General features: G+C 60.0%; 26 protein-coding genes. 17 read left to right on the top strand and 9 right to left on the bottom strand.

Features of this window, described 5'->3' with window-relative positions; translation table 11 throughout:
* Positions 1-89 precede the first annotated feature (89 nt).
* Together C1X29_RS09135 and C1X29_RS09140 are read left to right on the top strand one after the other, a co-directional pair.
* Positions 90-1436, top strand: a complete 1347-nt coding sequence (locus tag C1X29_RS09135; RefSeq protein ID WP_085745182.1) for a carbohydrate porin — start codon at positions 90-92, stop codon at positions 1434-1436.
* Positions 1437-1552: 116 nt separating this feature from the next.
* Positions 1553-2407 (top strand): D-hexose-6-phosphate mutarotase, encoded by an 855-nt coding sequence (locus C1X29_RS09140; RefSeq protein WP_102717276.1) that lies wholly within the window; start codon positions 1553-1555, stop codon positions 2405-2407.
* A gap of 203 nt (positions 2408-2610) precedes the next feature.
* Here the strand turns inward: C1X29_RS09140 and C1X29_RS09145 are convergent, their stop codons facing one another.
* Positions 2611-3471 (bottom strand): MurR/RpiR family transcriptional regulator, encoded by an 861-nt coding sequence (locus tag C1X29_RS09145; RefSeq protein ID WP_169842436.1) that lies wholly within the window; start codon positions 3469-3471, stop codon positions 2611-2613.
* Positions 3472-3697: 226 nt separating this feature from the next.
* On the opposite strand from C1X29_RS09145, the gene zwf reads away from it, so the two are divergent.
* The 4 genes from zwf to C1X29_RS09165 all read left to right on the top strand — a co-directional run bounded on the left by zwf (position 3698) and on the right by C1X29_RS09165 (position 7465).
* Positions 3698-5164 carry a glucose-6-phosphate dehydrogenase gene (gene zwf / locus C1X29_RS09150; protein WP_007951158.1) on the top strand — a complete coding sequence of 489 codons (1467 nt, stop codon included), beginning with the start codon at positions 3698-3700 and terminating at the stop codon, positions 5162-5164.
* Entirely contained in the window at positions 5151-5864 is a 714-nt protein-coding gene (pgl, locus tag C1X29_RS09155) for a 6-phosphogluconolactonase (RefSeq protein WP_085606568.1), read from the top strand. Before zwf ends, pgl begins: the two co-directional genes overlap by 14 nt.
* A 17-nt stretch (positions 5865-5881) precedes the next feature.
* A complete protein-coding gene (locus tag C1X29_RS09160) occupies positions 5882-6547 on the top strand; it encodes a bifunctional 4-hydroxy-2-oxoglutarate aldolase/2-dehydro-3-deoxy-phosphogluconate aldolase (RefSeq protein WP_064383724.1) in 666 nt (221 codons plus the stop codon).
* A 201-nt stretch (positions 6548-6748) separates the two neighbouring features.
* Positions 6749-7465, top strand: coding sequence for an intradiol ring-cleavage dioxygenase (locus tag C1X29_RS09165; RefSeq protein ID WP_102717277.1), 717 nt, complete (start codon positions 6749-6751; stop codon positions 7463-7465).
* On the opposite strand, the gene C1X29_RS09170 is transcribed toward C1X29_RS09165, so the two are convergent.
* Both C1X29_RS09170 and C1X29_RS09175 read right to left on the bottom strand, forming a co-directional pair.
* Positions 7462-8643 carry an aminotransferase class V-fold PLP-dependent enzyme gene (locus C1X29_RS09170; protein ID WP_102717278.1) on the bottom strand — a complete coding sequence of 394 codons (1182 nt, stop codon included), beginning with the start codon at positions 8641-8643 and terminating at the stop codon, positions 7462-7464. The two genes, C1X29_RS09165 and C1X29_RS09170, sit on opposite strands and share 4 nt — an antisense overlap.
* 30 nt (positions 8644-8673) lie before the next feature.
* Positions 8674-8910, bottom strand: coding sequence for a DUF3820 family protein (locus C1X29_RS09175; protein ID WP_003213031.1), 237 nt, complete (start codon positions 8908-8910; stop codon positions 8674-8676).
* 205 nt (positions 8911-9115) lie between these two features.
* On the opposite strand from C1X29_RS09175, the gene C1X29_RS09180 reads away from it, so the two are divergent.
* Positions 9116-9583, top strand: a complete 468-nt coding sequence (locus tag C1X29_RS09180; RefSeq protein WP_007951153.1) for a PA2169 family four-helix-bundle protein — start codon at positions 9116-9118, stop codon at positions 9581-9583.
* Between the two features lie 69 nt (positions 9584-9652).
* Here C1X29_RS09180 and C1X29_RS09185 read toward each other — a convergent pair whose 3' ends face one another.
* Positions 9653-10123 carry a MaoC family dehydratase gene (locus C1X29_RS09185; protein WP_003227420.1) on the bottom strand — a complete coding sequence of 157 codons (471 nt, stop codon included), beginning with the start codon at positions 10121-10123 and terminating at the stop codon, positions 9653-9655.
* Between the two features lie 42 nt (positions 10124-10165).
* Positions 10166-11110 (bottom strand): alpha/beta hydrolase, encoded by a 945-nt coding sequence (locus C1X29_RS09190; protein WP_102717279.1) that lies wholly within the window; start codon positions 11108-11110, stop codon positions 10166-10168.
* Between the two features lie 248 nt (positions 11111-11358).
* Here C1X29_RS09190 and fadD2 point away from each other — a divergent pair, with 248 nt between their 5' ends.
* Positions 11359-13047 carry a long-chain-fatty-acid--CoA ligase FadD2 gene (fadD2, locus tag C1X29_RS09195; RefSeq protein WP_007951151.1) on the top strand — a complete coding sequence of 563 codons (1689 nt, stop codon included), beginning with the start codon at positions 11359-11361 and terminating at the stop codon, positions 13045-13047.
* A 347-nt stretch (positions 13048-13394) separates the two neighbouring features.
* The gene (gene fadD1 / locus C1X29_RS09200) at positions 13395-15092 is read left to right on the top strand and encodes a long-chain-fatty-acid--CoA ligase FadD1 (RefSeq protein WP_064598913.1); all 1698 of its coding nucleotides are present in this window, start codon (positions 13395-13397) and stop codon (positions 15090-15092) included.
* A gap of 238 nt (positions 15093-15330) precedes the next feature.
* On the opposite strand, the gene C1X29_RS09205 is transcribed toward fadD1, so the two are convergent.
* Positions 15331-15708 carry a hypothetical protein gene (locus tag C1X29_RS09205; RefSeq protein WP_007951149.1) on the bottom strand — a complete coding sequence of 126 codons (378 nt, stop codon included), beginning with the start codon at positions 15706-15708 and terminating at the stop codon, positions 15331-15333.
* 197 nt (positions 15709-15905) lie between these two features.
* On the opposite strand from C1X29_RS09205, the gene C1X29_RS09210 reads away from it, so the two are divergent.
* The 3 genes from C1X29_RS09210 (at position 15906) to def (ending at position 17767) form a co-directional block, all read left to right on the top strand.
* Entirely contained in the window at positions 15906-16097 is a 192-nt protein-coding gene (locus C1X29_RS09210; protein ID WP_102687273.1) for a CsbD family protein, read from the top strand.
* Between the two features lie 177 nt (positions 16098-16274).
* On the top strand, positions 16275-17225 hold the full coding sequence (locus tag C1X29_RS09215) for a YihY/virulence factor BrkB family protein (protein ID WP_102717280.1): 951 nt from the start codon (positions 16275-16277) through the stop codon (positions 17223-17225).
* 2 nt (positions 17226-17227) lie between these two features.
* Positions 17228-17767, top strand: a complete 540-nt coding sequence (def, locus tag C1X29_RS09220; RefSeq protein WP_102717281.1) for a peptide deformylase — start codon at positions 17228-17230, stop codon at positions 17765-17767.
* Here def and C1X29_RS09225 read toward each other — a convergent pair whose 3' ends face one another.
* Complete coding sequence (locus tag C1X29_RS09225; protein WP_102717282.1) at positions 17768-18187, bottom strand: GNAT family N-acetyltransferase; 420 nt, start codon at positions 18185-18187, stop codon at positions 17768-17770. It abuts the gene before it with no gap.
* 324 nt (positions 18188-18511) lie between these two features.
* Between C1X29_RS09225 and C1X29_RS09230 the strand changes: the two genes are divergently transcribed.
* The 5 genes from C1X29_RS09230 (at position 18512) to C1X29_RS09250 (ending at position 23843) form a co-directional block, all read left to right on the top strand.
* On the top strand, positions 18512-19453 hold the full coding sequence (locus C1X29_RS09230; RefSeq protein WP_102717283.1) for a fatty acid desaturase: 942 nt from the start codon (positions 18512-18514) through the stop codon (positions 19451-19453).
* Positions 19454-19460: 7 nt separating this feature from the next.
* Positions 19461-20252 carry a phosphate/phosphite/phosphonate ABC transporter substrate-binding protein gene (locus C1X29_RS09235; protein ID WP_085745172.1) on the top strand — a complete coding sequence of 264 codons (792 nt, stop codon included), beginning with the start codon at positions 19461-19463 and terminating at the stop codon, positions 20250-20252.
* 126 nt (positions 20253-20378) lie between these two features.
* Positions 20379-20924, top strand: coding sequence for a sigma-70 family RNA polymerase sigma factor (locus C1X29_RS09240; RefSeq protein WP_085745171.1), 546 nt, complete (start codon positions 20379-20381; stop codon positions 20922-20924).
* Entirely contained in the window at positions 20921-21934 is a 1014-nt protein-coding gene (locus tag C1X29_RS09245) for an ABC transporter substrate-binding protein (RefSeq protein WP_085745170.1), read from the top strand. Before C1X29_RS09240 ends, C1X29_RS09245 begins: the two co-directional genes overlap by 4 nt.
* A gap of 589 nt (positions 21935-22523) precedes the next feature.
* Entirely contained in the window at positions 22524-23843 is a 1320-nt protein-coding gene (locus tag C1X29_RS09250) for a PAS domain-containing methyl-accepting chemotaxis protein (protein ID WP_102717284.1), read from the top strand.
* A 57-nt stretch (positions 23844-23900) separates the two neighbouring features.
* Here the strand turns inward: C1X29_RS09250 and C1X29_RS09255 are convergent, their stop codons facing one another.
* Both C1X29_RS09255 and C1X29_RS09260 read right to left on the bottom strand, forming a co-directional pair.
* The gene (locus C1X29_RS09255; RefSeq protein ID WP_102717285.1) at positions 23901-24467 is read right to left on the bottom strand and encodes a hypothetical protein; all 567 of its coding nucleotides are present in this window, start codon (positions 24465-24467) and stop codon (positions 23901-23903) included.
* A gap of 153 nt (positions 24468-24620) precedes the next feature.
* The gene (locus C1X29_RS09260) at positions 24621-26042 is read right to left on the bottom strand and encodes an MFS transporter (protein WP_007951130.1); all 1422 of its coding nucleotides are present in this window, start codon (positions 26040-26042) and stop codon (positions 24621-24623) included.
* Positions 26043-26054 lie beyond the last annotated feature (12 nt).

Genomic DNA, 26054 nt, shown 5'->3' on the forward strand with positions numbered 1-26054 from the left:
CGCGGTGCGCGGCCTGTCGCGCGCCGCATCAGATGTAAACCGCGTTAGATAAGAAGAACAGTTAATAACAATAAAACGAGGATGTAGGGATGAAGAAGAACAACAACGCTCAGCGAATCGGCCAGTTGTCAGCAGTTGCGGCAATGATGCTGGCCGGTAGCGTCCACGCGGCTGACGCGTTCAGCTCCGATTCGGAGTGGATGACCGGGGACTGGGGTGGCGAACGTACCAAGCTGATCGAGCAGGGTATCGACATCAAGATGGACTACGTCGGTGAAGTGGGCGGCAACCTTCACGGCGGTTTCAACGACGACAAGACAGCGCGTTACGCCGACCAGTTCGGTCTGGGCGTGGCGCTGGATCTGCAAAAACTGTGGGGCTGGGACAACACCCAGGCCAAGATCCAGTTCACCAACCGTAACGGCTACAACATTTCCAACGATCGCGTTGGCGATCCGCGTGCCGGCACCCTGAGCTCCTCGCAGGAAGTCTACGGTCGTGGCCACATGGTGCGTCTGACCCAGTTGTGGATCAAACATCAGTTCTTCGACAACAAACTCGACATCAAGGCCGGTTACTTCGGCGAAGGCGAAGACTTCAACACCTTCCCGTGCGAGTTCCAGAACCTGGCGTTCTGCGGTTCGCAAGTGGGTAACTGGGCGACCAACATCTGGTACAACTGGCCGGTCAGCCAGGCGGCCATTCGCGTCAAATACAACATCAACGACGAGCTCTACGCGCAGATTGGTGCGTACAACCAGAACCCGTCGCAACTGGAACACGGCAACGGCTTCAAGTTGAGCGGCAGCGGCACCAAAGGCACCGTGTTGCCAGTGGAGCTGGTCTGGTTGCCTAACCCGAACGGCCTGCCGGGCGAATACCGTGTCGGTTACTACAAGAGCACGGCCGATGCCGACGACGTTCGCGAAGACGTCAACGGTTTCGACGCGGCGACCACTGGTGACGCCTACCGCACCCACAGCAGCAAGCACGGTTACTGGTTCGTTGCACAGCAACAACTCACCAGCCACAACGGTGACAAGAGCCGTGGTCTGAACATCGCTGCCAACGCCACGTTCCATGACAAGGACACCAACTTCATCGACAACTACCAGTCCTTGATGTTTGTGTACAAAGGCCCGTTCGACGCACGTCCGAAAGATGACGTCGGTATCGGTGCGGCACGCATTCACGTCAACAATGACGTGAAGAAAAACGCCGAACTGCTCAACGTCGCCAACGGTGTTTCGGACTACGACAATCCGGTCTTCTCGCCGATTCGTGAAACCGAATACAACTACGAGATCAACTACGGCTTCCACGTGACCAACTGGCTGACCGTACGTCCGAACCTGCAATACATCACTCATCCGGGCGGTGTGGATGAAGTGGATAACGCTTTGGTCGCTGGCCTGAAAATTCAGTCTACGTTCTGACGCGTCTGCGATAAGCTCCTCTCTATGTGCGCATATTTGCGGACAGCCAAGGCTGTCCGCTTTTTTTTGGACAGGGGTGTCGCAGCCCATGAAAGTTGAATCTGGAACCGTGGCCCATGCATGAGCATCCGCTGCAACGCTTCTTCAAATCCTTGCGCGAACGTCCGGTGTTCGCCTGGGAGCGCTATCAGATGCGCGATGTGCTGGTGATCGATCATCCGCTGTGTCAGGCGGTGTTCAGTCGCCAGGGCGCGCAATTGCTGCATTTTCAGCCGCGCGGGCAAAAGCCGTGGTTATGGTGCGCGGCGAAATGGCCGCATGTCGGCGCGATTCGCGGCGGCGTGCCGGTTTGCTGGCCATGGTATGGCCGTCACCCGAGCGAAAACGCGTGGCCGTCCCATGGCTGGGCGCGATTGCTGGACTGGAAACTGCTCGACAGCAGCACCGGCGATGACGGCGTGCGCCTGCATTGGCAATTGCAGTTGTGCGACTGGCAGGTGGACCTGCACGCGCACCTGGGTGAACGCATGGAATTGCGCCTGAGCACCGAGCATCAGGACGACATGCCGTGCCAGTTGAGCCAGGCTTTGCACGCTTACTGGCGTATTGGCGATGTGAGTGAGATAGCGCTGTCTGGGCTCGAAGGGGCGCAGGGTTACGACCAGTTGAACCGTGAGGTTTGTCAGCAGGAAGGCGAGTTGCGGGTTGATGGCGGCTGTCAGCGGGTGTTTCAGCATGACGGCGAATTACAGCTCAAGGATCACGCCTGGCAGCGCGAGTTGTGCATCGATACGGGTGACAGCGCGGACACCGTGGTGTGGCACCCGGGGGCGCGGCCGTTGCTGGGTGTGAGCTGGGATGAGATCTCGGAATTTGTCTGTGTTGAAGCGGCGGCGGGCGGCACCGACAGCCTGCATCTGGCGCCGGGGGAGAAGGCGCATTTGAGTTTGCAGGCTTGGGCTGGGGCTTGAGTGTGTCAGTTCGACCGCTGCCCTCACCCTAACCCTCTCCCAGGGGGAGGACCGATTGGGGGATATTTAAGAGATTCACCGAATTGAACGAATGTCTTTGAATCCATAATCGACCCAATCTTTCAAGTCGATGTATAGCGCAAGACACTTCGGTCAGTCCCCTCTCCCTCCGGGAGAGGGTTAGGGTGAGGGGCTTTTGATCTTCAGTTGAACTCGTCACCCACCGGATACCGGCTCGCATTCAAGCTCTCTTTGATCTTGCGCAGATGCGGCTGGAAATCCACCCCGCGACGCAGCGTCATCCCCGTCGCCAACACATCCAGCACGGTCAACTGAATGATCCGCGAAGTCATCGGCATATAGATGTCGGTGTCTTCCGGCAGCGGAATGTTCAGGCTCAGCGTACTGGCCTTGGCCAGTGGCGAATTCTCTGCCGTCAGGCCCAGCACCGAAGCGCCGTTCTCCCGGGCGATGCGCGCCACTTCCACCAGTTCGCGGGTGCGGCCAGTGTAGGAAATGATCACGAACAGCTCGCCGGTGTGCGCCACCGAAGCAATCATGCGTTGCATCAGCACGTCGGCGTGGGCGGTGACCGCCAGGTTGAAACGGAAGAATTTGTGCTGCGCATCCAAAGCTACCGGGGCGGATGCGCCGAGGCCGAAGAAGTGGATCTGCCGGGCCTGGATCAACAGGTCGACGGCGCGGCTGATCAGGTTCGGGTCCAGCGCCTGGCAAGCGCTGTCCAACGACGCGATCGCACTGCCGAAAATCTTCTGCGTGTAGGCCTCGGGGTTGTCGTCAGCTTCTACTGCGCGGCTGACATATGCCGCGCCGCTGGCCAGGCTCTGGGCCAGTTGCAGCTTGAGTTCGGGGTAGCCGCTGACGCCGAACGAACGGCAGAAACGGTTGACCGTCGGTTCACTGACCGACGCCGCCTGGGCGAGGGCGGCGATGCTGAAGCGGGTGGCCTGCTGTGGGTTGAGCAGGATCACTTCGGCGACTTTGCGTTCGGCCTTGTTCAGCTCTTCAAGGCGACTCTGGATCTGTTCCAGTAAATTTCGCACGCGGTCCATAAGAATTCCTAGATTCACCGGCGCCGATAAGCGCGCGGCTATGCAAATTGGGCCTTTGATGTGGCCCGTGACGGTGGCCTATCCTACTGATGGCTCCGACCGACCACCACTCGGAATCTGTATTTTGCGAAAATGTTGTGGTTATTACTACATTTTCCCTTGAGTGATGCCTTGAAAAAAGGTATTTGTAGCTTAACTTGATAAAAGAACAAACATCATGCCTTCGATTACGGTTGAACCGTGCACCTTCGCCTTGTTCGGCGCCTTGGGCGATCTGGCCCTGCGCAAGCTGTTTCCTGCTCTTTATCACCTTGATGGCGCCGGCCTGCTGCACGAGGACACGCGCATTATCGCACTGGCCCGTGAGGCGGGCACCGAGCAGCAGCACCTGGCGTTCATCGCCGCCGAGTTGCGCCGTTACGTGGGCAAGGAACTGGACGAGGCCGTGGCCGAGCGCTTTCTGGCGCGTCTGACCTACCTGCACGTCGACTTCCTCAAGGCTGAAGATTATGTGGCGCTGGCCGAACTGGCCGGCAGCACGCAACGCATGATTGCCTACTTCGCCACCCCGGCGGCGGTGTACGGCGCGATCTGCGAGAACCTGGCGAAAGTCGGTCTGGCGGAAAACACCCGCGTGGTGCTGGAAAAGCCGATCGGTTCCGACCTGGAATCCTCGCGCAAGGTCAACGACGCCGTGGCGCAGTTCTTCCCGGAGAACCGCACCTACCGCATCGACCACTACCTGGGCAAAGAGACCGTTCAGAACCTGATCGCCCTGCGTTTCGCCAACAGCCTGTTCGAAACCCAGTGGAACCAGAACTACATCTCCCACGTGGAAATCACCGTGGCCGAGAAGGTCGGCATCGAAGGCCGCTGGGGTTACTTCGACAAGGCCGGTCAGCTGCGGGACATGATCCAGAACCACCTGCTGCAACTGCTCTGCCTGATCGCCATGGATCCGCCGGCCGATCTGTCCGCCGACAGCATCCGTGATGAAAAAGTGAAAGTGCTCAAAGCCCTGGCGCCGATCAGTCCGGAAGGCCTGACCACGCAAGTGGTGCGCGGCCAATACATCGCCGGGCACAGCGAAGGCAAGTCCGTGCCGGGCTACCTTGAAGAGCCGAATTCCAACGCCCAGAGCGACACCGAAACCTTCGTTGCCCTGCGTGCCGACATCCGCAACTGGCGCTGGGCCGGCGTGCCGTTCTACCTGCGTACCGGCAAGCGCATGCCGCAAAAACTGTCGCAGATCGTCATCCACTTCAAGGAACCGTCGCACTACATCTTCGCCCCCGAGCAGCGCCTGCAGATCAGCAACAAACTGATCATCCGCCTGCAACCGGACGAAGGTATTTCCTTGCGCGTGATGACCAAAGAGCAAGGCCTGGACAAGGGCATGCAACTGCGCAGCGGCCCGCTGCAACTGAATTTTTCCGACACCTGGCGCAGCGCTCGGATCCCCGATGCCTATGAGCGGTTGTTGCTGGAAGTGATGAACGGCAATCAGAACCTGTTTGTCCGTAAAGATGAAATCGAAGCCGCGTGGAAATGGTGTGACCAGTTGATCGCCGGGTGGAAAAAATCCGGTGACGCGCCCAAGCCGTATGCGGCCGGGTCGTGGGGGCCGATGAGCTCCATTGCCTTGATCACGCGGGACGGGAGGTCGTGGTATGGCGATATCTGATGTGAAACTGCCCGAGGGCGTGAATGCCCGCGAATTCAAGAGCCCGGTGCTGCTTGCCGAAGGCCTGGCGCTGAATGTCGCCAAGCAATTGAGCGAAGCGCTGGCGGCACGTGGCAACGCCGTGTTGGTGGTGTCCGGCGGTCGTAGCCCGGTGGCGTTTTTCCAGCACCTGGCCAAGCAGGAACTGGACTGGTCGAAGGTCGTCGTGACCCTGGCTGACGAGCGCTGGGTACCGGTCGAACATGCCGACAGCAATGCCGGTCTGCTCAAGCAGTATCTGCTCAAGGGCCCGGCGGCCAAGGCGCAGTTCCTCAGCCTCTACAGCGCGGCGGCCAACGTCGAGCAGGCTGCGGAGCAGGCCGATCGTTTGCTCGCCGAGTTGCCGCCCATCGACGTGCTGGTACTGGGCATGGGCGATGACGGTCACACCGCGTCGCTGTTCCCGGACAGCCCGAACCTGGCCGAAGCCCTGCAAGCCGACGGCACCCGTCGCTGCTGGCCGATGCTCGCGCCAAGCGTGCCGCGTCAGCGCCTGACCATGAGCCGCGCACTGCTGGCCTCGGCCCGGCACAAGATTCTGTCGATTTCCGGTCAGTCGAAACTGACCACCCTGAATGCCGCACTGGCATCCAACGACGTCGCCGCCATGCCGGTTCGCGCGTTTCTGCAACCTACGTTAGAGATTTACTGGTGCCCATGAGCCAAGGAACAGCCGCTATGAAAACCCCATCCCCGACCGTTTCCATGGCGGACAAAGTTGCCCTGATCGACAGCCTCTGCGCCAAGGCGCGGATCCTGCCGGTGATTACCATCGCCCGTGAACAGGACGTGCTGCCGCTGGCCGACGCCCTGGCCGCCGGTGGTCTGACCGCGCTGGAAGTGACCCTGCGTTCGCAGTTCGGCCTCAAGGCGATCCAGATCCTGCGCGAACAGCGCCCGGAACTGGTGACCGGTGCCGGCACCGTCCTCGACCGCAACATGCTGGCCGCGGCCGAAGCCGCCGGTTCGCAATTCATCGTCACTCCGGGCATCACCCGTGACCTGCTGGAAGCCAGCGTCGAAAGCCCGATCCCGCTGCTGCCGGGCATCAGCAATGCCTCCGGCATCATGGAAGGTTATGGCCTGGGTTATCGCCGCTTCAAGCTGTTCCCGGCGGAAGTCAGCGGCGGCGTGGCTGCAATCAAGGCACTCGGCGGCCCGTTCGGCGAAGTGAAATTCTGCCCGACCGGCGGCGTCGGCCCTGCCAACATCAAGAGCTACATGGCGCTGAAAAACGTCATGTGCGTGGGCGGTAGCTGGATGCTCGATCCTGAGTGGATCAAGAACGGCGACTGGGCCCGTATTCAGGAATGCACCGCCGAGGCGTTGGCGCTTCTGGACTGATCGCTTCACCCGACACTTCGTTGTGTGTTCTACGGCTTTACGGTGCGCTTGGTCGGTGCACCGTTTTTTTTTGCCCGTAAAAAACTTCGTTATCTGGAGATACGTTATTTGGAGATACGTTATTTGGAGATACATAGTTACCGCACCTGGCTTCGCGTGTGACGTTAACCTGCGTTCATCTTAAGGAAGAGAGAACGCGTCATGGATAACCAGCCTTCAGCTCCATCGGTTTATCAACTGGCCCCCGAGCAAGTCGCCGGGCCGTATTTCCGCAATCCCAAACTGCTGCGCCGCAACATCAGTGAAGGCGCCGAAGGCCTGCCGCTGTTGCTGCGCCTGACCATCGTCGATGCCATGACCGCCGAGCCGGTCAGCGGTGCGCTGGTGGATATCTGGCACTGCAACGCACGCGGCGCGTATTCCGGCTGGAGTCGGGTGAACCCGGATCTGGAAGTCGACGTCGAGGACATTGGCGCGATCCCGCGAACCGACGACGACACCTATCTGCGCGGCGGCCAGTTCAGCGACCACAAGGGCAGGGTGCGCTTCACCACGATCTATCCGGGTTTCTATGCCGGGCGAGCGCTGCACATTCACGTGTCGGTACGCATCGTTGCCGGCAATGAGTACCTCGAGGAGCGCAACGTGGCCTGGGTCGGGCAGCTTTATTTTCCGGAGATGGTTTCCCGTGGCGTGCTCAATGCCAAGGCCTATCGCGGGCGCAGCTCGCTGCCGGTGTGCAACACCGACGATGCCTATTACGCCAACATGGGCGGTGAAGAGTCGACCCTGACGGTGTGGCCGATCAGCCGCGATTCACACGAGGACGGTTACTTCGGCCACCTCACGATCGGCATCGACACCTTTGCGGTGTCGTCGCAGATCAAGCCCGAGGACTTCGACAAGTACACGGTTTAACGCAGTTCATTCAACGCCAGAACCAGCTGCTGAATCTCCGTCGCCGTCGTGGTCAGCGACGGCGTGACACGGATGCACGGCCCGCAGGCAGCGCCGTTGCGCACCACGGTGAACAGGTTGTAGTCGTTGAGCAGGCGTCCGACCATCGCCTGCTGGTCGGCATGACGGGTAAAGCGCAGGGAGGTGATGCCGCAGTACAGGCGCGGATCGTCCGGGGTCGTGACTTCGATGCCCGGCAGATTGCGCACGGCGCTGACCCACAGGTTGCGCAGGTAATTCACCCGCGCGCCTTTGGCGGCCGCGCCACCGAGTGCGCGGTGTTCCTCGAACACCAGTGGCAAGGTCATCAGCGCCGGAATGTTCGGCGTGCTGTAAGGCGTGCGCGAACGGATGTCGCCAGCCGAAAAATGCATCTCGCCCATGTCCGGGTCGATGTCGGCCAGGCGCTGTGGAGCGATGTAGATAAAGCCGAGGGTCAGCGGCGAGCCGATCCACTTGTGCAGGTTGTACCCGGCGAAGGCGATGCCCAGCGCTTCCAGGTCGAACTCGATCTGACCAAGGGCATGGGCACCATCGAGGATGATGTCGACGCCGTATTCCTTGGCCAACGCGGCAATGGCCTGCACCGGCATCACCAGCCCGGTGCGGTGGGTGACGTGGGTCAGCGCCATCAGCTTGAGCTTCGGATAGCGGATGAAGGCTTCGCGGTAAGTCGCCAGCAGGCTGTCGAAGGTGGCGGGGTGGGCGTGTTCGATCTCGATCACCTCGACCCCGCGATGCTTTGCCAGCCAGCGCATGGCGCCCTTGACCGTGTCGTATTCCAGATCGCAGATCAGCACCTGATCGCCAGGTTGCAGGCGGTTGTAGTTGCGGATCAGCGATTGCAGGCCGGCAGTGGCGTTATGGGTAAAGGCCACGCTTTGCGCGCGTACACCGATCAGCTCGGCCAGTTGCGCGCGGATGTCGAGGCTGTCGTGCTGTTCGAAACGCTGGCGCACGTAGATCGAGTTGCTGTTGTTGATCAGCTCGATGTTGCGCTGGTACTCCTCGACCACCGTGCGCGACATGCGCCCGAAATAGCCGTTCTCCAGATTCACCGGGCCGGGGTGGCGGTCGTAACGGTCGGCGAAGGTTTGCCAGAAGGCTTCGTCTCGGGCGCGGCGGGTGTTATCGGGCATGGTCGACTCGACTCGGATCAGGGTGACGCCTTAGTGGCGTGGGGCAGGTTTGCCGTGTTTGGCGCGCAGCGGTTCGAGCAGTTCCGACAGGCCGTTGTGATCGATTTCCTGCATCAATGCCAACAGCCCGCCCAGTTCGCCATGGGGAAATCCTTCCCGGGCAAACCAGTTCAGGTAGGGGCCCGGCAGGTCGGCAATGATCCGGCCCTTGTATTTGCCGAAGGGCATTTCGCGGGTGATCAGCAGTTCGAGCTTTTCAGGGTTCATCGTTGGAATCGTCTGGCTTTGAAAACACTTCGGAAAATACAGGCATTCTGCATGCAGGCCAAATGACAGATCATGCAAATAACAGGCATACAGATTTTCCTTTTATTTATAAGTTATTGAAAAATAACGATTAATTTCTTTTCGAAAAGCTGGCATGACCACTGCAATACTCCTTGCATCTTTCACCCACGCAAGGAATTGAAAAATGACTGACATGAATAAAGAAGCCATCTCCGTCCTCAACGACCTGATCGAAACCAGCAAGGACGGTCAGGAAGGCTTCAAGACCTGCGCTGAAGACATCAAGCACCCAGAGTTGAAAACCCTGTTCGTGAAACGCTCCGCCGATTGCGCAACGGCTGCGGCCGAGCTGCAAGCCGCGGTGCGTTCGATGGGTGGCGATCCGGAAACCTCGACCAGTGTCAGCGGTGATTTGCACCGTCGCTGGGTCGACGTCAAAGCGATGTTCACCGGCAAAGATGAAGAAGCGGTGCTCAACGAAGCCGAGCGCGGTGAAGACCACGCCCTGAAGGCTTATCGTGAAGCGATCGAGAAGATCAACAAGCACAACCTGGTCGGCATTCGTGATCTGGTCGAACGCCAGTACCACGGCGTGCAACGCAATCACGATCAGGTGAAGGCGCTGCGTAACCAGGCTCGCGCACGCTCGTAAGCGTTCGAAGCCCACAAAAAACGCCAGCTGGTCTGGCGTTTTTTTGTGTCCGGATTTAACCGAGGACGATCAGCCGATGCTGATGGCCGGCAACGTCGGCAGGGTAACAGTCTGCTGCTTGCGCGGCGCCAGAATTTCGGCCTCGCCATCTACTACCAGCTCATCGCGCTGGTTGAATACGCGAGTGGCGATGCGCACGCGGAACTTCGGCAGTTTCTCGAGGATTTCCAGGCGCACGGTCAGGGTGTCGCCGATCTTCACCGGCTTCTGGAAGCTCATCTGCTGGCCGATATAAATGGTGCCCGGTCCTGGCAGCTCGCAAGCCACTGCCGCACTGATCAGCGCGCCGCTGAACATGCCGTGGGCGATGCGTTCCTTGAACATGCTGGCGGCGGCGAACTCGGCGTCCAGGTGCACCGGGTTGTGGTCGCCGGACATCGCGGCGAACAGCTGAATGTCGCGTTCCTCGACAGTCTTGCTGTAGCTCGCGGTCTGGCCCACTTCGAGGGCTTCGTAAGGGATATTGGTAACCTGGGTCATGGGTCTGAATTCCTGTGACGGATGAAATGAATCCACAAAAAATTATTCGCTGCGGTGCGGCCGGCGATGGCTCAGGGCCTGGTCGATCCAGACCAGCACATCGGCGGTCACTTCGTCGCGGTTGCTCTCGTTGAACAATTCGTGCCGCGCCTGCGGGTAGATCTTGAGTTGCAGGTTCTGGCTGCCGGCCGCGCGCAAGGCGTTGGCCAGATCAGTCAGACGCTTGCCTTCGCTCACCGGATCACATTCGCCGCCGATCACCAGCAGCGGCAGGCCCGGATCGATCTGGGCGAGATTGGACGCTTTGCTGATTTGCTGCAACCCGCCGAGCAAGTCGATCCACAGTTGATTTGTGCAGCGAAAGCCACACAGCGGGTCGGTGGCGTACTTGTCGACCTCGGCCGGGTCGCGACTCAGCCAGTCAAACGCGGTGCGCGCCGGTTTGAATTTATTGTTGAACGAGCCGAACGACAGCCATTCGATCAGCGCGCTGCGACCCTTGGCGCCCTGGCGCAGCTTTTCAAACCGGGCGATCTGCCGGGCCGCGCGATACAGCGCGACCGGCTGGAAATTCGAGCCGCTGAGAATCGCGCCATGCAGGCTGGCGCTGTGATGCAGTAGATAAGCCTGAGCGATGTAACTGCCCATGCTGTGCCCGAGCAGCACGATCGGCACCCCCGGATGGCGCTGGCCGAGGAACTGGTTGAGGCTCGCGAGATCACCGACCACCTTGCACCAGCCATCGTCATCGGCGAAATGCCCCAGCGTCCCATGATCGGCGGTTTTGCCATGGCCGCGCTGGTCGGGCGCGTACACGCCGTAGCCTTCAGCACAGAATGCTTCTGCCAGCCTTGCATAGCGGGCACTGTGTTCCGCCATGCCGTGAGCCAGCAGGATCACCGCCTTCAGCGGCGCGTTCGGCAGCCACAGGTTGACGAAGAGGCGGCTGCGGTCACTCGCGTCCAGCCAGAAGGTGTCGTGGATCATGGCGATTCCTTTTGCGGCCTGTTTTTGCTCAAGCGTCGTGCAGAGGTTGCATTGTATAGCGCGTCCGATCAGCTCACGCCACGGCAGGAAGATTCACACGATCAATGACGACCTTGCCCATATTTGCCTGATTGACCATAGCTGCTAGTGTCCGTGAAGCCCCGCTTTTTGCTCTCGACTTTTTCAGGGACAGAAAGAAATGACAGCGAAGCGGCCCCGGATCGGCTCAGGTAAAGAGGACAAGAACAATGCAACCTGATTTCTGGAATGACAAACGCCCGGCGGGCGTACCCCTGGACATCGACGCGGGTGAATTCAAGTCGGTGATCGAGGTGTTCGAGCGTTCCTGCAAGAAATTCGCTGATCGCCCGGCGTTCAGCAACATGGGCGTGACCCTGACCTATGCCGAGCTGGAGCGCCAGAGCGCCGCGTTCGCCGGTTATCTGCAAGCCCACACCGACCTGGTGCCGGGGGATCGCATTGCGGTGCAGATGCCCAACGTCCTGCATTATCCGATTGCCGTGTTCGGCGCCTTGCGTGCCGGGCTGATCGTCGTCAACACCAACCCGCTGTACACCGCGCGGGAGATGCGTCACCAGTTCAAGGACTCCGGCGCCCGGGCGCTGGTGTACCTGAACATGTTCGGTCAGAAGGTTCAGGAAGTGCTGCCGGACACCGACATTCAGTACCTGATCGAAGCGAAGATGGGCGACCTGATGCCCACCGCCAAGGGCTGGCTGGTCAACACCGTGGTCAGCAAAGTGAAGAAAATGGTCCCGGCGTATTCGCTGCCCCAGGCGATTTCCTTCAAGAGCGCGTTGCGCATGGGCCGGGGCCTGGGCATCAAGCCGTTGAAGGTCGGCCTGGATGACATCGCCGTTCTGCAATACACCGGCGGCACCACCGGCCTGGCCAAGGGCGCGATGCTCACCCACGGCAATCTGGTGGCGAACATGCAGCAGGTGCGTGCCTGTCTCGGTCAGTTCGGCAGCGACGGCCAGCCGTTGTTGCGCGAAGGGCAGGAGGTGATGATCGCGCCGCTGCCGCTGTACCACATCTATGCGTTCACCGCGAATTGCATGTGCATGATGGTGTCGGGCAATCACAACGTACTGATCACCAACCCGCGTGACATCGGCGGCTTCATCAAGGAGCTGAAGAACTGGAAGTTCTCGGCGCTGCTGGGGCTGAACACGCTGTTTGTCGCGCTGATGGATCATCCGGACTTCAAGACACTGGACTTCTCCACCCTCAAGCTCACCAACTCCGGCGGCACCGCGCTGGTCAAGGCCACCGCCGAGCGCTGGGAGCAGATCACCGGTTGCCGGATCACCGAAGGCTACGGTCTGACAGAAACCTCGCCGGTGGCCTGCACCAACCCGTACGGCGAGCTGTCGCGGATCGGCACGGTCGGCCTGCCGGTGCCGGGCACCCGATTGAAAGTCATCAATGACGACGGCGTCGAGCAGCCTTTGGGCGAGCGCGGCGAGCTGTGCATCAAGGGCCCGCAGATCATGAAGGGTTATTGGCAGAAACCCGAAGCCACCGCCGAAGTGCTGGATGCCGAGGGCTGGTTCAAGTCCGGCGACATCGCGGTAATCGACCCGGACGGTTTCGTGCGCATCGTCGACCGCAAGAAGGACATGATCATCGTCTCGGGTTTCAACGTGTACCCGAACGAAATCGAAGACGTGGTGATGGCTCACCCGAAAGTCGCCAACTGCGCAGTGATCGGCGTGCCGGATGAGCGTTCCGGTGAGGCGGTGAAGCTGTTTGTGGTGGCGCGGGAAACCGGGGTGAGCCTGGAAGAGCTGAAGGCTTACTGCAAAGAGAATTTCACGGCGTATAAGGTGCCGAAACACATCGTGCTGCGTGAGTCGTTGCCGATGACGCCTGTCGGGAAAATCCTGCGCAGAGAGTTGCGCGATATCGCCTGATCGGTGATGCGTACCCGTTGAGTACGAAAGATCGCAGTCTCTGGCGGCTACCTCAAGCTGCGGGAGGCTGCGATTTTTGCTTTCTATCCGCGACGTTTTCCCCGAAAACCGGGACTTTCAAGGTGTTATAGGATTTTTGCTCTAAAATGACTGCCAGTAGTTCTTGAGTCATTAAAATGACTGTAGGGGCCGCTTTTGGCTCTAGTCGACCCTTGGCAAAGCTGCTACTCTCGGCGCGCTTTGTGACTTCTCGGCCTTGTAAAAAGCCAGACTCACCAATAAACAAACACCAATAATAATCGCATCAAATGCGGTGCTGAATTCGCGTTGCTGAGGAGTGGGCTTCCATGATCGAAGACTTTTGGAAGGATAAGTACCCCGCTGGAATTGCTGCCGACATCAATCCAGACGAGTACCCGAATATTCAGGCAGTGTTGAAGCAATCCTGCCAACGCTTCGCCGACAAACCGGCGTTCAGCAACCTGGGCAAGACCATCACCTACGGTGAACTGTACGAGTTGTCCGGTGCGTTTGCCGCTTATCTGCAACAGCATACCGATTTGCAGCCCGGTGATCGAATCGCCGTGCAACTGCCCAATGTGTTGCAGTACCCGGTCGCCGTCTTCGGTGCCATTCGCGCCGGGCTGATCGTGGTCAACACCAACCCGCTGTATACCGCGCGGGAAATGGAACACCAATTCAACGACTCCGGTGCCAAGGCGCTGGTGTGCCTGGCGAACATGGCGCACCTGGCCGAAGCCGTGGTGCCGAAAACCGGCGTCAAGCACGTCATCGTCACCGAAGTCGCCGACCTGCTGCCGCCGATCAAGCGCCTGCTGATCAACAGCGTCATCAAGTACGTGAAGAAAATGGTTCCGGCCTATCACCTGCCAAAAGCCGTCAAGTTCAACGACGTGCTGAGCAAGGGCCAGGGTCAGCCGGTCGCCGAAGCCAACCCGGACAGCGGCGATGTCGCGGTGCTGCAATACACCGGCGGCACCACCGGCGTGGCCAAGGGCGCGATGCTCACCCATCGCAACCTCGTCGCCAACATGCTGCAGTGCAAGGCGCTGATGGGCTCCAACCTCAATGAAGGTTGCGAGATCCTGATCACCCCGCTGCCGCTGTACCACATCTATGCGTTCACCTTTCATTGCATGGCGATGATGCTGATCGGCAACCACAACATCTTGATCAGCAACCCGCGCGACCTGCCGGCGATGGTCAAGGAACTGTCGAAGTGGAAGTTCAGTGGCTTCGTTGGCCTCAACACGCTGTTCGTGGCCCTGTGCAACAACGAAGGTTTCCGCAAGCTGGATTTCTCGGCGCTGAAAGTCACCCTGTCCGGCGGCATGGCCCTGCAACTGGCCGCGGCCGAGCGCTGGAAAGCGGTCACCGGTTGCCCGATCTGCGAAGGTTACGGCATGACCGAAACCAGCCCGGTGGCCACGGTCAACCCGATCCAGAACATCCAGATCGGCACCATCGGCATTCCGGTGCCGTCGACCCTGTGCAAAGTCATTGACGACGCCGGTGTCGAGCAGCCGCTGGGCGAAATCGGCGAGCTGTGCGTCAAGGGCCCGCAAGTGATGAAGGGTTACTGGCAGCGTCAGGAAGCCACCGATGAAATGCTCGACAGCGAAGGCTGGCTGAAAACCGGTGACATCGCGCTGATCCAGCCGGACGGCTACATGCGCATCGTCGATCGCAAGAAAGACATGATTCTGGTGTCCGGTTTCAACGTGTATCCGAACGAACTGGAAGACGTGCTGGCGGCCCTGCCGGGCGTGTTGCAGTGCGCAGCCATCGGCGTTCCGGACGAGAAATCCGGCGAGGCGATCAAGATCTTCATCGTCGCCAAACCGGGTGTCACGCTGACCAAGGAACAGGTGATGGAGCACATGCGCGCCAATGTCACCGGCTACAAGGTGCCGCGTTCCGTTGAATTCCGCGATGCGCTGCCGACCACCAACGTCGGCAAAATCCTGCGTCGCGAGTTGCGCGACGAAGAGCTGAAGAAGATCAAGGCGAAGAGCGCCGCATAAAACAAAAAGCCCCGCAGATGCGGGGCTTTTTGTTGGTGCAGAGCAGGGCCTGGATTATGCGGTGAACCTGCCCCTCACCCCAGCCCTCTCCCGAGGGAGAGGGAGCCGATCGGGGGGGCTGTTCAAAACCCGAGTTCGGCTCGATATCTCAGGTCGACGTACCTTGTCCAATCACCTCGGTCGGTCCCCTCTCCCTCTGGGAGAGGGCTAGGGTGAGGGGGGAGGGGCCCCCGAAATCTTACTGGCGGAACGGCGCGAAGTTCACATTGGTGCCCGCCGGGCGCATGTCCTGCAGGTACGAGTCCTTGTCGGCGCTCAGTTCCAGGCTCAGGGCCGCCTTGCGCTTGCCTTCGTTGCGGATCACCAGGCCTTCGAGTTTTTCGCGCAGGAACACGGTCGGCACTTTCAGGTGCAGCAGTTCGTCGGTGGCCGGGGTGTGCATCAACAGGTGAATCCACTCGTACTGACCGATCGCCAGGCGCGACACCGGCAAGTCGAACCACCAGATGTTGCGGTTGCGGTTCAGTTCGGCGAAGTGGCAGTTGTTGGTGCCGAGCACGGCACCGCCCAGTTCCTGGTTGCGACGGGCGATGGCCTGCTTTTTATCGAGTTTCATAACATTCCTGCGGGATCGGTTCTGTGGCGCATGGCGCCCTTATGGTGGGCATTCTCGTGGGTACGCTCGCAAACATAAAGCCCAACCTGCACGCCGCGACGAAATGAAGCCGTGAAAATAAATGAAACTTGGCGCAAACCGGGCCAGTCAATCATTACGTACTGACTTTCCCCGTTAATGTTCCAAGGAGAATCACCATGGGTAGCACGAGCGATAAAGTGAAAGGCATGGCCAACGAAGCCGTCGGCAACATCAAGCAAGGTGTCGGCAAAGCCACCGACAACACCAAACTGCAGGCCGAAGGCAAAGTGCAAGAGAAGAAAGGCGAGGCCCAGCAAGCGGTGGGCAAAGCCAAGGACGCGGTCAAGAAAGGCGTCGACAAGGCTTGATAGAGCCTTGAACGAAACAACGAAGCGGCCATCCAAGGATGGCCGTTTTCGTGTCCCGTTCATATGCGGTCACGGATCACAGTGTTTCAAAGTCGCCAAGTAAGCTACTTTGATGAGAGAAAAACGGCCCCTGAGTCGCCACGACTTCAACCTGTTTTGCGGCGAAAGGAGACGCGAATGATTTTTCCGGACATGAAAGGTCTGCCCCTGCACCGGGTGATGGTGCGCACGGTCACTGAATTCGTCGACGACGAGATGTCGACCTATGCCTCGGCACTGGCCTACCAGATGCTGTTCTCGCTGTTCCCGTTCATTCTGTTCCTGATTGCCCTGATCGGCTTCCTGCACCTGCCGGACTTCTTCTCCTGGCTCCGCCTGCAATCGGAGCTGGTGTTGCCGCCCCAGGCGCTGGAACAGGTCAACCCGGTGATCGATCAACTGCAGCAGTCCAAGGGCGGCCTGCTTTCGTTGGGTATCGTCATCGCCCTGTACACCGCGTCCGCCGGCGTGCGCCTGATGATGAGCGCGATGAACGCCGCCTACGACGTGGTCGAGGGCCGGCCCCTGTGGAAGCGCTTCCCGCTGTCGATCATCTACACCGTCGGCATCGCCGGCATGTTGCTGGTGGCCGCGGCGCTGATGGTGCTCGGGCCGCAGGTGATGGGCTGGATCGCCGCGCAGGTCGGGCTGGAAGAAGTCATCGTCACTCTGTGGACCATCGCCCGCTGGCCGGTGATCGTGATCCTGATGATGGTGGCCGTGGCGCTGATCTACTACGTAATGCCCGACGTCAAACAGGAGTTCCGCTTCATCACGCCGGGTTCGGTGCTGGCGGTGGTGGTGTGGATCATCGCGTCATTGGGGTTCGCGTTCTACGTCAAGACATTCGCCAACTACAACGCCATGTATGGCAGCATCGGTGCGATCATCGTGCTGTTGCTGTATTTCTACATTTCCGCCGCCGTGTTGTTGCTCGGTGCGGAGATGAATGCGGTCATCGAACATATGTCCAGCGAGGGCAAGGATTCGGGCGAGAAAGTCCCCGGCGAACTCGATGAACATCCCAAACAACACGTTTCCGGCCTCGGGCGCGATCATTCGCTCAAGCCGAACACTGACGAAGCCTGACCATGATCCGTGAAATTCTGAAGATGGGCGACGAACGCCTGCTGCGCATCGCCCCGCCAGTGCCCGCCGAAATGCTCGACAGTCCGGAGTTGTGGCAACTGATCGACGACATGTTCCAGACCATGGAAAGCGTCGGCGGGGTTGGCCTGGCTGCACCGCAGATTGGCGTCGACCTGCAACTGGTGATCTTCGGTTTCGAGCACAGCGAGCGTTACCCGGACGCCGAAGCGGTGCCGCAGACGATCCTGATCAACCCGCTGATCACGCCGCTCAGTCCGCTGATGGAAGAGGGTTTTGAGGGCTGCCTGTCGGTGCCTGGCCTGCGGGGCGCGGTGGATCGTTATCAGCAGATTCGTTACGAAGGCGTCGATCCGAAGGGCGAGCCAATCGTGCGCGTGGCTTCGGGATTCCATGCGCGGGTGGTGCAGCATGAGTGCGATCACCTGATCGGGCGGCTGTACCCGTCGCGCATTACCGATTTCAGCAAGTTCGGTTTCACCGAGGTGATGTTTCCGGACCTCGACCCCTACGCCGACGACTGACTAGTCCACGCGCGGTGCCAGCTCCATGGCAATCATCGGTTTGCTCCGCGCATAACGGCTCAAGCGCTCGGCCATGGCCTGGGGCAGGGCGGGGTCGAAGGTGAAGCCGCGTCGCTCGTAGAAGCCGCGCAAGTCCGGGTGGCAGAACAGCCACACCGGCGCCTCGACGCCCTTCACCGCTTCGGCAATCAACTGCGCGGCAATGCCTTGTTCGCGACAGGCCGGATCGACGAACAACCCGGTCAGCCAATGCCCGCCGAACACCGGCCGCAGACACAGCGCCGCCACGATTTCCTCCCGCCGCGCCACCCACAATTGCGCCTCGCGCACCGCTTTCATCGACGATTGATGCTGGCGGTAGAACTTGTTCATCAAGGGCCAGGACAGGTCGTCGAGCTGGCTGTAACGGATGTCGGTCATGAATCGGACTGCCGGTGCAAAAGCCGCGGATTATAAAACAACGTGCCCGCCGGGATAGGTGTATACCTGATCTCACATCCCCTCTGAGTGGAGTACGCATCATGTCCAAAGGTATGGATTCGAAAAAAGCCGCGAAGAAGAAACCGGCCAAGACCGCCATCGAAAAACGCCACGAGAAAAGGGCGAAGAAAGTCGACATCTTTGGCCATTGATCACGCCGTTCGGGAGCCCGGATCCGGGCTCCCGCTACCTCCCAAAAAATAAACTGCAAGAATTTCCGTTGTCGTTGCACAGAAGGAATGGACTCCTTTTCCGAGCAACGCCATGGCCCATTACTTTGACGATCAGCATCGTCAGCAAATCGAAACCCTGCGCCAGCGCTTCACCGCCCGCACCGAGTGGCCGACCTGGCTGCTGCTGATCGGCGTGTACGGCGGCTGGTTTGCGATTGTGCTGGGCAGCGAATGGCTTGGCCTCTGGTGGAGCACGCTGCTGCTGATTCCGTTGCTGGTGTTGTGGCTGTCGGCTCAGCACGAATTGCTCCACGGACATCCGACGCGCTGGACCTTCGTCAACAAAATCCTCGGCTATGCGCCGTTTGCGGTGTGGTATCCGTACACGCTCTATCGCGACAGCCATTTGCAGCACCATCGCGACGAAGACCTGACGATCCCCGGTGTCGATCCCGAAAGCCGTTATCTGAGCGCCGAACGCTGGCAGGGCAGTTCGCTGTTCGAACGCAGCCTGCACTGGCTGAACAAAACCGTATTGGGCCGCTTCATTCTTGGCGCACCGCTGGCGTTGCTGGCGCTGGCCGGCGAAGAACTGCAACGCCTGAAAAACCGTGAACGCCAGGCCTGGCTGATGTGGCTGACCCACGGCGCCCTGACCGTACTGATGCTGTTTTTCATCGCCCGCTACAGTGTGTTGCCGATCTGGCATTACCTGTTTTTGATCAGCGTGCCGGCACTGTCGATCGCGATGATCCGCTCCTACTATGAACACCGGCCGCACACGCAACCGGAGCAGCGCACGGTGCTCAACGAAGCCGGATGGCCGTGGCGCTGGCTGTTCCTGAACCTGAATTTCCATCTGGTGCACCACGATTTGCCGAAGCTTTCGTGGTACGACTTGCCCGAGGCCTACCGCATGCGCCGGGAGCAATGGGTGGCGCGCAGCGGCGGATTTCTGGTGCAAGGTTATGGGCAACTGTGGCGCCGGCACGGCATCAAGCCGATCGACAGCCCGCAGCATCCGTTTATTTGAGGCGACCATGACGTCAGGTTACGCAGAGCTATTGATGTACATCGCACCCGAGCCGATCCGCGCGGCGAACGAGCAGTGGCTGGCGCGGATCCTCGAACACCTCGGCCGTTCGCGGCTTGATGCCGACGGTCAGTCGTTGCTCGAACTCTGGCGCTCGCCTGAGTTGCTGCTGACCCAGACCTGCGGCTATCCGCTGATGACCGCGCTGCGTGGGCAGGTGAGGATTGTCGGCCGTCCGCGCTACGAATTGCCGGACGCCAGCGCCGGCAATCATTGCAGCCTGATCCTCGCCCGCGCCGATGATCCACGCCGCAGCCTGGCGGAGTTCTTCGACAGTCGCGGGGTGATCAACAGCGAAGACTCCAACAGCGGCATGAACCTGTTGCGTCAGCGTCTGGCGCCGTTGCACCGGGACGGCCAGTTTTTCGCCTCGGTCGGCATCAGTGGCGGTCACCGCGAAAGCCTGCTTTGGTTGCGCGAAGACCGTGCCGATCTGGCGGCCATCGACAGCGTGACCTTTGCGTACCTGGCGCAGTACGCCGCCGAAGAGGTCAGCGGATTGCGAGTGGTAGCGCGCAGCGCGTTCAGTCCGACATTGCCCTTCATCACTTCGGCCAGCACGACTGACGGACAGATCGAACACCTGCGCCGGGCCATGAACCGCAGTCTTCAAGACCTGCCCGATGTGGCCCGCACCCTCGGTTTGCCCGAAGTATTGCCCGCCAGCGAAAGCGATTACCTCGTCTTGCTGGATTACCAGCGCGAGGCCGAAGAACTGGGTTATGGCCGCTTGCGTTAGCGGCTTCTTGTAATTCACTAATGGAATATAAAAATTCTTTTTAAGTATTTTTAACGCATAAGGCACCTTGCTAGGATCGCGCCACCGGACGACCGGACATCAGCGACCCTTTACCAAGGAGCCCCCATGTCCGGCGCCGACTCATCCCATCGCAATCATGTGAACACGTTGTTTCGCGACCATTACCAGTGGTTGTGCACACGTCTGCGTCGGCAATCGAATGATGCGGCCACGGCCGAAGACATCGCCGCCGAAACCTTCGCGCAACTGCTCGAAGCGCCGGGGCTGACCGCCATCCGCGAACCCCGCGCCTTGCTCACCACCATCGCCCAACGTCTGCTGTATGAGCGCTGGCGGCGGGGCGATCTGGAGCGTCGGCATCTGCACCAACTGCAACAAGGTGACCTCGATCACGCGCCGTCTCCCGAAGAACTCGCCGACCTGTCGCAGAGCCTCAAGCACCTGGACCGGACACTACGGCGCCTGCCAGGCAAGGTGCGCTCGACCTTTCTGCTGGCGCGCATCGACGGCCTGACCTACCCGCAAATCGCTGCCGAACTGGGCATCTCCCAGCGTTCGGTGAGCCTGTACATGACCCGTTCCCAGGCCCTGTGCAACCGCCATAGCGCCAACCAAACCCTGATTTCCTCCCAGAACAAGAGGTCCGCATGAGATCGATCAAAACCCTGCTCGGCAGTTCGCTGCTGGCCCTGACCCTGACTGCCGGGCACGTCGTGGCAGCGGAAAAAACCGCGCCGATCCACTTCGGCGACATCACCTGGGAAAGCGGCAGCTTCATCACCGAAGTGCTGCGCCTGATCGTCGAAAAAGGCTACGGCTACCCGACGGACACGCTGCCGGGCAGCACCGTCAGCCTGGAAGCGGCGCTGGCGAAAAACGATATTCAAGTGATCGGCGAAGAGTGGGCCGGGCGCAGTCCGGCGTGGGTCAAGGCTGCCGCCGAGGGCAAAGTGTTCGGCCTCGGTGACACGGTGAAGGGCGCCACCGAGGGTTGGTGGGTGCCGGAGTACGTGATCAAGGGCGATCCCGAGCGCGGGATCAAACCGCTGGCACCGGAGCTGAAATCGGTGGCCGACCTGCCGCGCTACAAGGATGTGTTCAAGGACCCGGAAGACCCGAGCCGTGGGCGCTTCCTCAACAGCCCGACCGGCTGGACCTCGGAAATCGTCAACAGCCAGAAGCTCAAGGCGTATGCGCTGAACGACACCTTCGTCAACTTCCGCACCGGCTCCGGCGCGGCGCTGGATGCCGAGGTGGCGTCGTCGATCAAGCGCGGCAAACCGGTGCTGTTCTACTACTGGTCGCCGACGCCGCTGCTCGGTCGCTTCAAACTGGTGAAGCTGGAAGAGCCGCCGTTCGACGCCGAAGCCTGGAAAACCCTGGCCGACGCCAACAACCCCAACCCGAAAGGCACCCGCTCGATGCCGGCGAGCCTGGCGATTGGCGTGTCGGCGCCGTTCAAGGCGCAGTATCCGGAGCTGGTGACGTTCTTTGAGAAAGTCGATTTGCCGATCGATCTGCTGAACCAGACCCTGGCCGGGATGAGCGAGAAACGCCAGCAACCACGGCAGGTGGCCGAGGCGTTCCTGCGCGATCAGCCGCAAGTGTGGAAGCCTTGGGTGCCGGGTGATGTGGCAAACAAGGTGAGCGGGAGTCTGTAGTTCGTTTCTGATATTTCTGTAGTGCTGCACCGATACCATCGCGGGCAATCCCGCTCCCACAAGGTTCTGCGCGATGTTCAAGCCTGCGTGGTACCTGTGGGAGCGTGGCTTGCCCGCGATGGCGTTCGACCAGACAAAACTTTTTTGCGCTGAACCGTTTCTCGTCCGCTTCCTGTCCGAATTCCCTCAGTACTGGCCGACTAGTGGCCTTGCGCAAGGCTTCGTGCTGTCTATGCTCATTCATAACTAACTATGTCGAACGCCATCCAATGCGCTACGACCGCTAGCGGTTACCGATCTCAAAGCTGCCAGAGTGCGCAATCCAAGGCACCGACACTTGACCGACAAGGAGCTGTTTTTTAAATGGAAGTTCTTCTGCATGTTAGGAATGGCCCGCCCGCGGGCTATCAAGAGAAGGATGTCTTGATTAGAGCGTCGTCGCATGGACTCTCCGATTAATCATCGTTTATCACCTGACAACTTCCTCCCGTGGAGGAAGGCGTGTGCCTGTTCTGTGGAACGTAGTGGTGGATTCTGAAAGACCTGAACTTTCATCAAATCAAAAGAACGCGCGGAAGGTGATCGAGACATGTTCAACCTACATCACAAGGCTGACCTGCAGGAAATCGAACGCTTCAGTTGTGCCCTGACCGAGGCCAACGCCAAGTTGGCGGCGATCAGCCGTTCGATGGCAATGATCGAATTCACCCCCGAGGGCATCGTGCTGGATGCCAATGACAACTTCTGCAAGACCATGGGCTACAGCGCCGAAGAAGTGCGTGGCAAACATCACCGGGTCTTTTGTGAAGAGGAGTTTTATCGCAGCGAGGAATACGCCAAGTTGTGGCGTGACCTGGCCCGGGGCGAACCCATCAGCGGCACTTTCCTGCGCTTGAACAAAAGCGGCCGGGAGATCTGGCTCGAGGCCAGTTACATGCCGGTGTATGGCCCGGACAAACAAGTCAGAAGCGTGATCAAAGTGGCGGCGGACATCACGGCGCGCGTGAACAAGGAAAAGGAAGAAGAGAGCATGCTGGCGGCGATCGGTCGCTCGATGGCAGTGATCGAGTTCACCCCGGAAGGCAATGTGATCACGGCCAACGACAACTTCCTCAAGACCATGCAGTACTCGCTCAACGAAATCGTCGGCCATCACCACAGTCTGTTCTGTCACCGGGTCGAAGCCGAGTCCGCGCAGTACAAGGCGTTCTGGGCTTCGCTCAATCGCGGCGAATATCACTCGCACCGGTTCGAGCGCAAGAACAAGTCCGGGCAGACCGTTTACCTCGAAGCCTCGTACAACCCGTTGTTCGACGCCAAGGGCCGGCTGTACAAAGTGGTGAAGTTCGCCAGCGATATCACCCACCAGATGACCACCTTGCAGACCGCTGCGGAATCGGCCCACAGCACTTCGGTACAAAACGACGCCTGCGCGCAAAAAGGCTCACAGGTCGTGCAGCAAACGGTGCAGATCATTCAGGACATTTCCCGCGACCTCAACGAAGCGGCGCTGAGCATCGATGCCGTCAGCAAGCAGTCGGACATCATCGGCACCATCGTTCAGACCATTCGCGGAATTGCCGACCAGACCAACTTGCTGGCGCTCAACGCGGCCATCGAAGCGGCGCGGGCGGGTGAGCACGGGCGCGGTTTTGCGGTGGTGGCAGACGAAGTGCGCAGCCTCGCGGCACGGACCAGTCAGGCGACCCTGGAGATCGTCGATGTGGTGCGCAAGAACCATGAGTTGTCATTAAGCGCAGTGTCGAGCATGCAGTCGAGCCTGAGCCGCACCGGGCTCGGGGTGGAACTGGCGAACGAGGCGGGGGATGCGATCCGCGAGATTCAGCAGGGCTCGCGGCATGTGGTGGATGCGATCAGTCAGTTCAACGAGACGTTGCAGTTGAACTGACGGTTTCACGGCTGAAAAAAGGATCCCCGTGGGGATCCTTTTTTATTGCACCGCTTTTCAGAGCGAAGCGAGGAACTTGTCAGCCGACTCGTCGCTGATCTTCGCCGAGTTGGCATCTTGCTTGTTCTGCTTCTCGGCTTCGGCCAGCTTCATCTTGTCCTGCAGTCGCTCGGCGATTTCTTTGCCGATGGCCAGTTGTTTCTCCGGCGGCATGGCTTTGATGTCGTCTTCGGTCAGACCCATTTCCTTGAGGATACTGTCGCGCAGACGCTGTTCCGGCGTTTTGCTCATGTAGTCCTTGAACTCGTCCAGGGCCGATGAGCCTGAGGATTTGCTCGGCGAAGTATCGGAGGTTTGCAGGGCGACACGGGTCTTGGCGAATGCTTCGTCGACGTTGTCGCTGATGCGCGTGGCTTCGCTGACTTGCTGGGTCGCCAGTTGGGTGGCCGATTCCTGCACTTTGGCGGTGGCTTCGGCGGTTTGCGCCTGGGCCTGGTTTTGCAGGGTCTGCAGCATCGCGCCGTGCAGGCCGCCTTGCAGGCCGGCCGCGGCCGTGGCGGTTGCATCGTCATTCAGCGGCTTGGGCAGGTGAATGATTTGCTGTTGTTTTGCACTGACCAACATGATGAAAGGACCTGTAGGTAATGACTGTCAGCCCTAGGGAGCAATTACCATGCCTATCTAATAAGTGCTTTTACTTCAATGGCTTGTGATCTTTATTAAACAGCCAAAGCGGTCATCCCTTGCCGGTGGGCGGCAGAGGATGACCGTTGTCCGTCAGCGATGGGCGATGTTTTCCAGCGCCAGGTTACGGGTGCGGGGGCCGAAATAGCCGATGGTCAGCATCACGATCAACATGCTGGCGACGATGAACGCCAATACGCCCGGTGTGCCGAAGTGGTCGAGGAACAAACCGATCAACAGGCTGCTGAACACCGTCGACAAACGACTGAACGAATAGCAGAACCCCACCGCCCGGGCGCGGATGTTGGTGGGGAACAGTTCGCTCTGATAGGAGTGGTAACTGAAGCTCAGCCAGGCGTTGCAGAAGGTGATCATCACACCGCAGAAGATCAGGCCGAAGGCGCTGGTCTGCAGTGCGAACAAGGTGCCGAAGGTCATGGCGCCGAGGGCCGAGCCGACGATCTGCCATTTGTTCTCGAAGCGGTTGGCGAATTTGACGAACAGCAGCGGCCCGAGCGGGTAGGCGAGGGTGATGATGAACGCGTACATCAGGCTGTGAGTGACGCTGACACCCTGACCGGAGAGCAACGCCGGCAGCCAGTTGCCGAAGCCGAAGAAACCGATGGCCTGGAAGATGTGGAAGACGATCAGCATCAGCGCGCGACGCCGGTAAGGTGGCTGCCAGATGTCGGCGAAACGGCCCTTGCCTTCGACATCCACTGCTACCGCTTCCGGCGCATCCAGTGGCTGACGGTGATCTTTCTCGCAGCGCGCCTCGATGCCATCGAGAATCCGGTTCGCCTCATCGAAGCGGCCGTGCTGGGCCAGCCAGCGCGGCGACTCCGGCAGACGCTTGCGCAGCCACCAGATGAACAACGCAAACACCGCGCTCGCCAGCACCACCCAACGCCAGCCGGACACCCCGAACGGCGCCTGCGGCACCAGCCACCAGGACATCAACGCCACTGCCGGTACCGACAGGAACTGCACGAAAAATGCGAAGGCAAACGCTGAGCTGCGCATGCGTTTGGGCACCAGTTCCGAGAGGTAGGCGTCGATGGTCACCAGCTCGATGCCGAGGCCGATGCCCACCAGAAAACGCATACAGATGATCCCCAGTGCCGAACTCTGCACGCCCATCAGCACCGTGGCCACGGTGTACCAAACCAGCGCGAAGGTGAAGATCGCGCGCCGCCCGAACCGATCCGCCATCGGGCTCAGCAGGCTGGCGCCGAGAAACAAACCGAGGAACGTCGCCGAGGCGAACGCAGCCTGATCGGAGAAACCGAACACGCCCTGATTGCCGGTGGCGAAGATGCCGTCGCGGATCAGGCCGGGGCTGATATAGGCGGTCTGGAACAGGTCGTAGAGTTCGAAGAAACCACCGATCGACAGCAGCGCCACCAGCCGCCAGATCGTGGCGACGGCCGGAAGGCGGTCGATGCGGGCGGAAATCTCGGCGGCGCGTATCGGGTCGATACCGTCGCGTTGCGCGGCGGGGGCGTGTGCAGTCATGGGCTGATCCAT

This window comes from Pseudomonas sp. GW456-12-10-14-LB2, assembly GCF_002884345.1.
Classification (GTDB): Bacteria; Pseudomonadota; Gammaproteobacteria; order Pseudomonadales; family Pseudomonadaceae; genus Aquipseudomonas; species Aquipseudomonas paraglycinae.